The sequence below is a fragment of the Kitasatospora sp. NPDC059088 genome, assembly GCF_042738155.1.
Classification (GTDB): Bacteria; Actinomycetota; Actinomycetes; order Streptomycetales; family Streptomycetaceae; genus Kitasatospora.
Genome location: NZ_JBHYGR010000056.1, coordinates 15,614 through 27,111, shown reverse-complemented (window position 1 = coordinate 27,111; position 11,498 = coordinate 15,614). Strand labels below are relative to the sequence as shown.

Genomic DNA, 11,498 nt, shown 5'->3' with positions numbered 1-11,498 from the left:
CCCGCCGGCGCGCCCGCCCCTCCCCGCCCCCCCCCCGCGGCGCCCCCGCCGCGCCGCCCCCCGCCGCGCGGCGCGCCGCCCCCCCGCCCCGGGCCTCCGCGGGCGCCCCGCTCAGAGCGCGTGCCGGCGCTGCAGCACGTTGTAGGCGATCCAGCCCGGCAGCACCGGCAGCCAGAAGGTGAGCGCCCGGAAGAGGAACACCGCCGGGGTGGCGACCGCGGGGGAGACGTCCGCGACGGTCAGGGCGCCGATCAGGGCCACCTCGACCGGGCCGATGCCGCCCGGGGTGGGGATCGCCGAGCCGGCCGCGTTGGCGGTCAGGAAGACCACCGCGACGGCCGAGAAGCTGACGTCGCCGCCGAAGGCCTGCACCGAGAAGTCCAGGCAGGCGGTGAAGGACAGGGTCAGCAGCAGGATGCCGCCGAAGCCGGTGATCAGCTTGCTGGGCGTCTGCATCAGGTCGAGCATCCGCGGCACCACGCCGAAGAACAGCGAGCGCAGCCGGCCCAGCACGAAGCGGCGCAGCGGCGCCACCGCGGCCACCACCAGGGCGAGCACGGCGGCGGTCAGCACCCCGATGATCACCGCCCGGGAGGCGGAGAGGTCGCCGTTGGTCTGGCTGCCGGTGATCAGGCCGAAGCTGAACAGCAGCAGCAGGTGCCCGGCCAGGCCCGCCAGCTGGGAGGCGCCGACCGAGGCGACCGCCTGGCCCGGGCGGATCCCGGCCTTCTGCAGGTAGCGGGTGTTGAGCGCGATGCCGCCGATCGCGGCGGGGGCGACCAGCTTCACGAAGGAGCCGGCCAGCTGGGCCGCGACGGTGCGCCGGAACGGCAGCCGCTCGGGGACGAAGCCGGTCAGGCTCATCGCGGCGGCGACGTAGCTGAACGCGGCCGCCAGCAGGGCCGCCGCCGCCCACGCCCAGTTCATCTGGGAGAGCTTGAGCTGGGCCGGCTTGATGGTGGTCAGCGCCAGGTAGGCGGCGAAGGTGAGCGCGATCACCATGATCAGGCTCTTCGGCTTGAGCCGCTCCAGCTTGGCGGGCTCCATCGGCGCCTCGGGGGCGATCTGCAGGATCTGGCCGCGGATGCGGCTGAGCAGGTCCTCGCCGGCCGCCGCGATGTCCTCCTCGGCCTGTTCCTGGGTGCGCTCGCCGGCCGCGACCTGCTCCAGGGCCCTGGCCCGGGCGGCGGTCTTGCGCTCCTTGGTGAGCTTGGCGAGGTCGACCCGGGTGGAGCGGCTCATCCCGACCGGCTGGAGCAGCGGCAGGGCCTGGGCGACCCGGTCCGCGCCGAGCACCGCGTTGGCGGTGGCGACGGCCCGCTCGGGGCCGATCCGCAGCGCGAAGGTGGTGAGCAGCTGGGCGACGTCGATGCGCAGGGTCAGGTCGGTGGCGGCGATGTCGCCGCCGGACAGGTTGACCAGGCAGGCCGTCTCGTCGTCGACGACCAGCAGCGACTCGCCGGTCAGCCGGCGGTGGGCGATCCGGCGCTCGTGCAGGGCCGCCACCGACTGCCACAGCGAGGCCATCACCCGGTCGGTGACCTCCGCGTCGGCGAGCTCGTCCAGGGTGCGGCCCTCGACGTTCTCGTACACCAGGATCGCGGCGTCCGGGCCCAGCTCGGAGGTGGCCACCAGCTGCGGAGCGCGGGCGCCCGAGGCGGCCGCCGCGTACGCGATCAGGGCCTCCTGCTCCAGCGCCTGGCGCAGCGACTGGGGGCTGCGGCGCACCGCCACCGAGCGCAGCCGCAGCCGGCGCCAGGCCCGGTAGAAGAAGCCGGAGGCCTGCTGCTCGCGGTCGATGATGTGGACGTCCAGCGGCGGGCCGTCCTGCTGGGTGACGTAGTAGCGGCGGGTGCCGCCGGGGGCGTCCGGGGCGCGGTGGGCGCCGTCCGGGGTGAAGCCGACCTTGCGCAGGCCGATCATCAGGTGCTGGCCGGTGGGCCGGATGTTGGGGGAGCCGATCGCGTACAGCGTGCCGTAGGCGACGGACCAGCCGATCAGCACGGTGAGCATCAGCGACAGCGGGGTGGTGTAGCCGCCGAGCAGCTCGGTGACCCCGCTGAAGACCACCACCACCCACAGCGCCACCCGCCAGCGCGGTCGGCTCGACATGCCGACGGCGGTCATGTAGGCGATCACCGGGGCGAGGTAGCCGTGCACCGGGTCGGTGAGGCTGCCGTTGCTGTCCAGCGGCAGCCGGGTCAGCGCCGTGCGGATGTGCTCGGAGGCGCCCTCGGCGACCCACCAGTCGATGCCCAGCGAGACGCCGTACGCGAGCACCGAGGCGAGCACGCCGTCGGCGACCCGCAGGCCGTCGCGTTTGATCAGCCGCTCGACCGCGAAGGCCAGCGGCACGGCGAGCACCGCGACGCTGGAGACCAGGCCGGTGATGGTGGACAGCACCGCGGAGAAGTGCGGCGCGTTGGTGGCGATGTCCTGCTCGATGCCGGTGGTCGTCGAGGTGGCGATGCCGGCCAGGACGAAGACGGCGACTATCCCGAAGACCCCGGCCAGGAAGCGGATCAGGTCGGACGGGCGGTGCGCGCGGGCGGCGAGCAGCGGCTCGTCGACGTCCAGGTGCGGGGCGTCGTCCAGCGGGTCGTGGTACTCGGTCCGCGCGGCCGGGGCGGGGACGGGCGCGGCGGGCGCGGGTGCGGGCGGCTCCGCCGGGGCCCCGGGGGCCTTCTCGGGCGTGGGGGTCTTGATCGTCAGGTCCTTGATCAGGGAGACTTCCGGGGTCGGCCCGCTCCCGGGCCGCCCTTCGGACTCGTCACCGGGCGCCGGGGGCACGACGGATCCGGACTCGTCGGAGTCCTTGTCCACGCCCACGTCAGCCGTCCCGGTCATCTGGTCTTGTCCTCGTATCACCACTCACCGCCCCGAAGATGGTGGCATGCCCCGGCCCCCCGTGCTGGACAGGGGCCGGATCGGGCGCGGCGGGTCGTTCGTACGGGGCCGCGCGCGCGTCCCCATGAGGAAGAATGCCGCAGGTGACGGACGTAACAGACGACGGCGTCCCGGACGCCCTACCACCGTTCGCCGAACTGGTGCTCGACCTGACCGAGCGGATTCCACCCGGCCGGGTGATGACCTACGGCGACGTCGCCGAGTACCTCGGCCAGGGCGGCCCCCGGCAGGTCGGCCGGGTGATGGCCCTGTACGGCGGCTCGGTGCCCTGGTGGCGGGTGATCCGCGCGGACGGCCGCCTGCTGCCCGGCCACGAGCACCGCGCCCTCGCCCACTACGGCGAGGAGGGCACCCCGCTGCGCCCACTCGCCGACCCGCCCCGGGTCGACCTCGGGCAGGCCCGCTGGGACGGCGGGGAGACTTCACCGAATCCCGAGCGCGGACGGGATTGACGGGGCAGGATCGTAGGCTCGATGCGGGCGGGCCCGCGCGGCCCGCCCCGGCCATGACTCTCCGTACAACCCCCAGGACCCGTTCGTGAGTTCGCCCTACCGGCTCGTGCGCAACCCGCTCGTCCAGCCCGACCCGCCCGTGCTGGACGCCTACCAGCGCGCCGTGGTCGAGCACGCCGGCGGCCCGCTGCTCGTCCTCGCCGGACCGGGCACGGGCAAGACCACCACCCTGGTCGAGGCGGTCGCCCGGCGGATCCAGGACGGCACCGACCCCGAGAAGATCCTCGTCCTCACCTTCAGCCGCAAGGCCGCCGTCGAACTGCGCGACCGGATGTCCGGCCGGCTCGGCTCCACCGCCGCCACCCCGCAGGCCACCACCTTCCACTCCTTCTGCTACGCCCTGCTGCGCGCCCACCAGGACCCGGAGGACTACGCCGAACCACTGCGGCTGCTCTCCGGCCCCGAACAGGACGTCATGGTCCGCGAACTGCTGGCCGGCGGCGCCGAGGACGCCAGCGACGGCCGCGGCCGGATCGCCTGGCCGCTCGACCTGCGCGCCTGCCTGACCACCCGCGGCTTCGCCGACGAAGTCCGCGCCGTGCTCGCCCGCAGCCGCGAACTCGGCCTCGGCGAGGCCGAACTCGAACGCTTCGCCCAGGGCGTCCAGCGCCCCGACTGGGCCGCCGCCGCGCACTTCCTCGCCGACTACCTCGACGTGCTCGACCTGCGCGGCGTCCTCGACTACGCCGAACTCGTCCACCGCGCCGTCCTGCTCGCCGAACGCCCCGAGATCGGCGAGGAACTGCGCCGCCGCTACGAGGTCGTCCTCGTCGACGAGTACCAGGACACCGACCCCTCCCAGGTCCGGCTGCTGCGCCGGCTCGCCGGCGGCGGCCGCGACCTGATCGCCGTCGGCGACCCCGACCAGTCGATCTACGCCTTCCGCGGCGCCGACATCAACGGCATCCTCGACTTCCCCCAGGCCTTCCGCCGTCCCGACGGCACCCCCGCCGAGGTCAAGGTGCTGCGGGTCTCCCGCCGCTCCGGCTCCCTGCTGCTCGCCGCCTCCCGCGAACTCGCCCGCCGGATGCCGATGGGCCGGCTGCCCGCCGACAAACTCGCCCAGCACCGCGCCCTGCTGCCCTCCCGCGAGGGCGGCCGGGTCGAGGTGTACACCTACCCCACCCCCGGCGCCGAACTCGACTCGATCGCCGACCTGCTGCGCCGCGCCCACCTGGAGGACGGCGTGCCCTGGGGCGAGATGGCCGTCCTGGTCCGGGCCGGCGCCCGCTCCATCCCCGGCGTACGGCGGGCCCTCGGCGCGGCCGGCGTCCCGCTGGAGATCGACGGCGACGACCTGCCGCTGCGCGAGGAACCCGCCGTCGCCCAGCTGCTGCTCGCCCTGCGGGTCTGCGCCGAGCAGGCCGCCCGCGACAAGCGGGCCCTCCTCGACACCCCCGGCCCGCACACCCCCGACCCGCTCACCGAGGAGCTGGCCCACACCCTGCTCACCGGCCCGCTCGGCGGCCTCGACGGCTCCGACCTGCGCCGCCTCGGCCGCGCCCTGCGCGAGGAGGAACGCGCCGCCCTGCGCGCCGCCGCGCGCGCCGACGCCGGTCCCGACGGCGGCTCCGACGGCCGTCCCGACGGCGTCCCCGCCGCCCCGCGCCCGGCCGGCGAACTGATCCGCGAGGCCCTCGCCGAACCCGAGCGGCTGATCGCCCTCGACCCGGCCACCGCCCGCCGCGCCCGCGACCTCGGCACCCTGCTGCGCAAGGTCCGCGAACTGCTGGCCGGCGGCTGCACCGCCGAGGACGCCCTGTGGGAGCTGTGGGACGGCAGCCGCCGCTGGCGCGAACGCCTGGAGCGCGCCGCCCTGCGCGGCGGCGCCGCCGGCCGCAACGCCGACCGCGACCTGGACGCGCTGTGCGCCCTGTTCGAGACCGCCGCCCGCGCCGAGGAGCAGGTCACCGGCCACCGCAGCGCCCTCGACCTGCTCGCCGAACTCGAAGCCCAGGACATCGCCGCCGACACCCTCACCGTCCGCACCGTCCGCCCCGAGGCGGTGCGGCTGATGACCGCCCACCGCTCCAAGGGCCTGGAGTGGCGCCTGGTCGTGGTCGCCGGCGTCCAGGACGGCCTCTGGCCCGACCTGCGCCGCCGCGGCTCCCTCCTGGAGGCCGACCGGATCGGCCGCGACGGCCTCGCCGAACCGCTCTCCCCGGCCGCCCTGCTCGGCGAGGAGCGCCGGCTCTTCTACGTCGCCGCCACCCGCGCCAAGGAACGGCTGATCGTCACCGCCGTCAAGGCGCCCGCCGACGACGGCGACGAACCCTCCCGCTTCCTGCGCGAGCTCTACCGCGAGGACGTCGACCCCCGCACCGGCAAGGTGGTGCGCCGCACCCCGCCGGTCACCGTCGAGGACGTCACCCACCGCCCGCGCCGCCCGCTCTCGGTGGCCGCCCTGGTCGCCGAACTGCGCGCCGTCACCGTCGACCCCGCCCGCTCGCCCGAACTGCGCCGCGCCGCCGCCGAACGCCTCGCCACCCTGGCCGCCGCCACCGACGAGGACGGGCTGCCGCTGGTGCCCGCCGCCCACCCCGACCGCTGGTGGGGCCTGGACGACGCCACCACCGCCCCCGAGCCGCTGCGCAGCGCCGACGCGCCCGTCCGGCTGTCCGGCAGCGGCCTGGAACAGCTGGAGAACTGCTCGCTGCAGTGGTTCCTCGACAAGGAGGTCAAGGCCCGCGCCCCCGGCACCGCCGCCCAGGGCTTCGGCAACGTGGTGCACGCCCTCGCCGACGAGGTCGGCTCCGGCCGCACCCCCGCCGACCTCTCCGTCCTGATGGCCCGCCTGGACACCGTCTGGGACGCCCTCGCCTTCGACGCCCCCTGGAAGTCCCAGCAGGAGAAGGGCGAGGCCCGCACCGCCCTGGAGCGCTTCCTCAACTGGCACGTCCTGGAGCGCGGCCGCGACCTGGTCGCCACCGAGCACGGCTTCGACGTCACCCTCGACGTCGGCGGCGTCTCGGTGCGCATCCGCGGCTCGATGGACCGGGTCGAGAAGGACCACGCCGGACGCGCCTACGTGGTCGACTTCAAGACCGGCAAGCAGATCCCCACCGACAAGTCGCTGCCCGAGCACAAGCAGCTCGCCGTCTACCAGCTGGCCGTCCGGGCCGGCGCCCTCAACGAGCTGCCCGGCTTCACCGAGCACCCCCCGGCCACCGGCGGCGCGGAACTCGTCCACCTGCGCGAGGCCGCCGCCAAGGCCGACCCGGACGCCCCCAAGGTGCAGCGGCAGGAGCCGCCCGAGGGCGAGCCGTGGATCGAGAACCTGCTCGCCGAGGCCGCCGGCAAGGTCCTCGCCGAACGCTTCGTCCCGCAGACCGGCGGCGGCTGCGACCGCTGCTCCTTCCGCCGCAGCTGCTCCGCCCAGCGCGACGGCGCCCAGCTGGTCGAGTAGCCGGTCGAGTAGCCGGGGTCACGTTCGCCGGGTGTCCGGAGTGTCGTCGGTGCCCGTTACGGTTGCGGGGTGACCGCCGTGCTCAGCCATCCCGACCAGCTCAAGGAGCTGCTGGGCATCCCGTTCAACCGGGAACAGATGGCGGCCATCGGCGCCCCCCTCGCCCCGGCCGTGATCGTGGCCGGCGCCGGCTCCGGCAAGACCACCGTGATGGCCGCCCGGGTCGTCTGGCTGGTCGGCTCCGGCGCCGTCCGGCCCGAGGAGGTGCTCGGCCTCACCTTCACCAACAAGGCCGCCGGCGAACTCGCCGAACGCGTCCGCACCGCCCTGCTCCGGGCCGGCGTCGCCGACCGGGACGAGGGCGAGCCGCTCGGCGAACCCGAGATCTCCACCTACCACGCCTTCGCCGGCCGCCTGCTCAAGGAGCACGGCCTGCGGATCGGCATCGAGCCGGACGTGCGGCTGCTCGCCGACGCGACCCGCTTCCAGCTCGCCGCCAAGGTGCTGCGCACCGCCCGCGGCCCCTTCCCCGCCCTCACCGGCACCTTCGCCAACCTGGTCGCCGACCTCACCGCCCTGGACGGCGAACTCGCCGAGCACCTGGTCGAGCCCGCCGCCCTGCGCGCCCACGACGAGCAGCTGCTCGACACCCTCGCCACCGTCAAGCTCGGCAACGACGACCTGCGGGCCGTCCCCGTCACCGCCCGCGCCCGGCTGGAACTGCTGCGCCTGGTCGAGGAGTACCGCCGCCGCAAGCGGGGCGCCGGGCTGATGGACTTCGGCGACCAGATAGCCGCCGCCGCCCGCCTCGCCCAGCAGCGCCCCGAGGTCGGCGAACTGCTCCGCGGCCAGTACCGGGTCGTCCTGCTGGACGAGTACCAGGACACCTCCGTCGCCCAGCGCCTGATGCTCGCCGGCCTGTTCGGCGCGGGCCCCGAGCACACCGGGGGCGGCCACCCGGTGACCGCCGTCGGCGACCCCTGCCAGGCCATCTACGGCTGGCGCGGCGCCTCCGTCGCCAACCTCGACGACTTCCCCCGGCACTTCCCGAAGGCCGACGGCCGCCCCGCCGACCGCTACGCGCTCAGCGAGAACCGCCGCAGCGGCGGCCGGCTGCTCGCCTTCGCCAACGAGCTCGCCGCCCCGCTGCGCGCCCTGCACGAGGGCGTCGAGGCGCTGCGCCCGGCACCCGGCGCCGAACAGGACGGCTACGTGCGGGCCGCGCTGCTGCCCACCCACGCCGAGGAGGTCGACTGGCTCGCCGACTCGATCGCCCACCTGGTGCGCACCGGCACCGCGCCCGGCCGGATCGCCGTGCTCTGCCGGGGCGGCGCGGCCTTCCCCGACATCCACGCCGCGCTCGTCGCCCGCGAGGTCCCGGTCGAGGTGGTGGGACTCGGCGGGCTGCTGCAACTGCCCGAGGTGGCCGACCTGGTGGCGGTCTGCGAGGTGCTCCAGGACCCGACCGCCAACGCCGCCCTGGTGCGCCTGCTGATCGGCCCGCGCTGGCGGATCGGCCCGCGCGACCTCGCCCTGCTCGGCCGCCGGGCCGCCGAACTGGTGCGCACCGAGCGGCCCGAGGGCGTGGAGGCGCTGGCCGCGGCCGTCGCCGAGGCCGACCCCACCGAGGTGGTCTCGCTGGCCGACGCGGTCGAGACCTTCCTCTCTCCCGGCGGGGAGGGCGACCAGCCCGACGACCTGCCGTTCTCCGCCGAGGCCAGGGTGCGCTTCGCCCGGCTCGCCGCCGAACTGCGCGAGCTGCGCCGCTCGCTGGCCGACCCGCTGATGGACGTGCTGCACCGGGTGCTGACCGTCACCGGCCTGGAGGTCGAGCTGTCCGCCTCCCCGCAGGCGCTGGCCGCCCGCCGGCGGGAGACCCTGCACGCCTTCCTGGACGTCGCCGCCTCCTTCGCCGACCTGGACGGCGACCCGGGCCTGGCCGCCTTCCTCGGCTTCCTGCGCGCCGCCCAGGAGCACGACCGCGGCCTGGACAGCAGCCTGCCCGGCGGCGAGGACACCGTGAAGGTGCTCACCGCGCACAAGTCCAAGGGCCTGGAGTGGGACGTGGTGGCCGTCCCCGGCCTGGTGAAGGGCGCGTTCCCGTCCGGCAGCCCGCGCGAACGCTGGACCAGCACCAAGCGCGTGCTCCCGCACGCCCTGCGCGGCGACCGCGCGACCCTGCCCGACGTGCGCGGCGGCTGGACGTCCAAGTCGATGGCCGCGTTCAAGAAGGAGCTGGCCGAGCACTCCGGCACCGAGGAACTGCGCCTGGGCTACGTCGCGTTCACCCGCCCCCGCGCCCTGCTGCTGGCCTCCGGGCACTGGTGGGGGCCCAGCCAGAAGACCGTCCGCGGCCCGTCCGCCTTCCTGGAGCAGCTGCGCGCCCACTGCGAGCGGCCCGGCGCCGGCGAGGTCGAGCACTGGGCCGAGCAGCCGGAGAAGGACGCCCGGAACCCGGCGCTGGCCGACGCCGTCGAGCGCCCCTGGCCGCTGCCGCTGGACCCGGCCGCCCAGCACGCCCGCCGCCGGGTCGCCGAGGTGGTGCGCACCCGCCTGGCCGGAGGGCCCGCGGGGGAGGCGGAACCCATGGCCGTCGAGGACCAGCGCCAGGTCGCCTCCTGGGACCGCGACCTGACCGCGCTGCTGGGCGAGTTGGAGCGCTCCCGGCGCACCGCCCGCGAGGTCCCGCTGCCGCCCGCGCTGTCCGCCACCCAGCTGCTGCGCCTGGCCGCCGACCCGGACGGCTTCGCGCACGAGCTGGCCCGCCCGATGCCGCGCCCCCCGCAGCCCGCCGCCCGGCGCGGCACCCGCTTCCACGCCTGGGTGCAGTCCCGGATCGAGCCGCTGCTGCTGATCGAGCCCGGCGCGCTGCCCGGCGCCGACGACGACGGCATCGAGGACGAGCGGGACCTGGAGCAGCTCAAGGAGGCGTTCCTGCGCACCCCGTACGCCCGGCGCCGGCCGTACCGGGTGGAGGCCCCGTTCCACCTGGTGCTCGCGGGGCGGGTGGTGCGCGGCCGGATCGACGCGGTCTACCGGGACGGTGACGGGGTGTCGGAATCCAGTGGTGCGTCACGCTACGAAGTGGTGGACTGGAAGACCCACCGGGAGGAGACCGCCGACCCGCTGCAGCTCGCCGTCTACCGGCTGGCCTGGGCGGAGCAGGCGGGCGTTGATCCCGAGCAGGTCACGGCGTCGTTCCTGTACGTCCGCAGCGGACGGATCGTACGTCCGGAGCGACTTCCCGACCGAAAAGAGTTGGAACGGCTCCTGATCGGGAACAGTGACTAATGAGTCACGCAGAGCACCCGAGTCATCGCGCCGACGTCCGAAACCTGTGCGTCGTGCACGTTTCGCGCCTATTGTGGGGTCGGTAACCGGTCAACCCCCGTACTCCGGCCGCCGGCGAGGCCCGCATTCCCTAACCCTCAGTCATCGCCGCAGGTGCCCACGGGCATCGGCGTCTTCTGCTGGAGAGACCGAAGTTGAGCGCGACCGGATGGATCAGAGAGCGGTTCACCGGGCCGACCCCGGGACCCGCACCGGGCACGACCGGCACCTGGCCGAGGACGGCGCTCGCGCTGCCCCTCCTCGGCATGGCGCTGATCGTCGCCCTCGACTACCTCAGCGGCACCGAGGTGACGGTCGAACCCGCCCTCACCGCCGTACCCGCGCTGGCCGCCGTGGTCAGCCGCCGCACCTGGTACCCGCTCGTCATCGGCCTGGGCACCGAGGCGGCGGCCTTCCTGATGGCCCTGCGCAGCGACGCGCTCGGCGAGTCCGTGCACGCCGCCAGCGTCATCGCGATCCTGCTGGTCGCCACGATCGGCTGGGTCAGCGCCACCCTGCGACTGCGCCAGGAACGCGCCCTGGCCGACGCCCAGTTGGTCGCCTCGATCGCCCGCCGGGTGCTGCTGCGGCCCGTCCCCGAACGGGTCGGCAGCGTGCGCGCCGCCGTCCACTACGAGGCCGCCGCCGCCCACGCCCGGATCGGCGGCGACCTGTACGAGGTCGTCAACACCCGGCACGGGGTGCGGGCCGTGGTCGGCGACGTCCGCGGCAAGGGCCTCGGCGCGGTCGAGACCGCCGCCGCCGTCCTCGGCGCCTTCCGCGAGGCCGCCCACCAGGAGCCCGCCCTCGACCGGGTGGCCGGCTGGCTGGCCGTCAGCCTCGACCGCGCCCTGCACGAGAACGACCACCCCGGCGTGGAGGAGGAGTTCGTCACCCTGGTCCTGATCGGGGTCGGACCGGACGGCACCGCCGAACTCGTCAACTGCGGCCACCCCGCGCCGCTGCTGCTCCGCGGCGGCCTGGTCCACCCGCTCGAACTCGCCGAGACCGTACCGCCGTTGGGCGTGCTCGACCCGGCCGATGTCCGCCCCCCGGTGCACCGGGTACCGCTGCTGGCCGGCGACCGGGTGCTGCTGTTCACCGACGGGATGATCGAGGCCCGCGACCGCTCCGGCACCTTCTACCCGCTCGCCGAGCGCTTCCCGCGCTGCGCCCACGGCCACCCCGCGGACGTCCTGCAGCGCCTGCACGAGGACGTGGTGCGCCACGTCGGGCGCCAGCTCGGCGACGACGCGGCCATGCTGCTCCTGCAGTACGACCCGACCCCGCCCGCCCTCGCCCACCTGCCCCAGCAGGCCGGCCTCCTGATCAAGCGGTAGCCG

Annotated in this window: 5 protein-coding genes; 4 read left to right on the top strand and 1 reads right to left on the bottom strand. The window is 75.4% G+C overall.

Annotated elements, in window-relative coordinates; genetic code table 11:
• Nucleotides 1–111: 111 nt before the first annotated feature.
• The gene (locus tag ACFWXO_RS24370) at nucleotides 112–2,847 is read right to left on the bottom strand and encodes a flippase-like domain-containing protein (RefSeq protein ID WP_380525898.1); all 2,736 of its coding nucleotides are present in this window, start codon (nucleotides 2,845–2,847) and stop codon (nucleotides 112–114) included.
• A gap of 134 nt (nucleotides 2,848–2,981) precedes the next feature.
• Between ACFWXO_RS24370 and ACFWXO_RS24365 the strand changes: the two genes are divergently transcribed.
• The 4 genes from ACFWXO_RS24365 (at nucleotide 2,982) to ACFWXO_RS24350 (ending at nucleotide 11,495) form a co-directional block, all read left to right on the top strand.
• Entirely contained in the window at nucleotides 2,982–3,359 is a 378-nt protein-coding gene (locus ACFWXO_RS24365) for an MGMT family protein (RefSeq protein ID WP_375884839.1), read from the top strand.
• A gap of 85 nt (nucleotides 3,360–3,444) precedes the next feature.
• Nucleotides 3,445–6,825, top strand: coding sequence for an ATP-dependent helicase (locus tag ACFWXO_RS24360; protein WP_380525896.1), 3,381 nt, complete (start codon nucleotides 3,445–3,447; stop codon nucleotides 6,823–6,825).
• 69 nt (nucleotides 6,826–6,894) lie between these two features.
• Complete coding sequence (locus ACFWXO_RS24355; protein ID WP_380525894.1) at nucleotides 6,895–10,116, top strand: UvrD-helicase domain-containing protein; 3,222 nt, start codon at nucleotides 6,895–6,897, stop codon at nucleotides 10,114–10,116.
• Nucleotides 10,117–10,310: 194 nt separating this feature from the next.
• Nucleotides 10,311–11,495 carry a PP2C family protein-serine/threonine phosphatase gene (locus ACFWXO_RS24350; protein ID WP_380525892.1) on the top strand — a complete coding sequence of 395 codons (1,185 nt, stop codon included), beginning with the start codon at nucleotides 10,311–10,313 and terminating at the stop codon, nucleotides 11,493–11,495.
• The last annotated feature ends 3 nt before the right edge of the window (nucleotides 11,496–11,498 follow it).

Coding starts and splice junctions, on each gene's coding strand:
- ACFWXO_RS24370 (WP_380525898.1), bottom strand. CDS start 2,847: ATGACCGGGACGGCTGACGTGGGCGTGGACAAGGACTCCGACGAGTCC.
- ACFWXO_RS24365 (WP_375884839.1), top strand. CDS start 2,982: ATGCCGCAGGTGACGGACGTAACAGACGACGGCGTCCCGGACGCCCTA.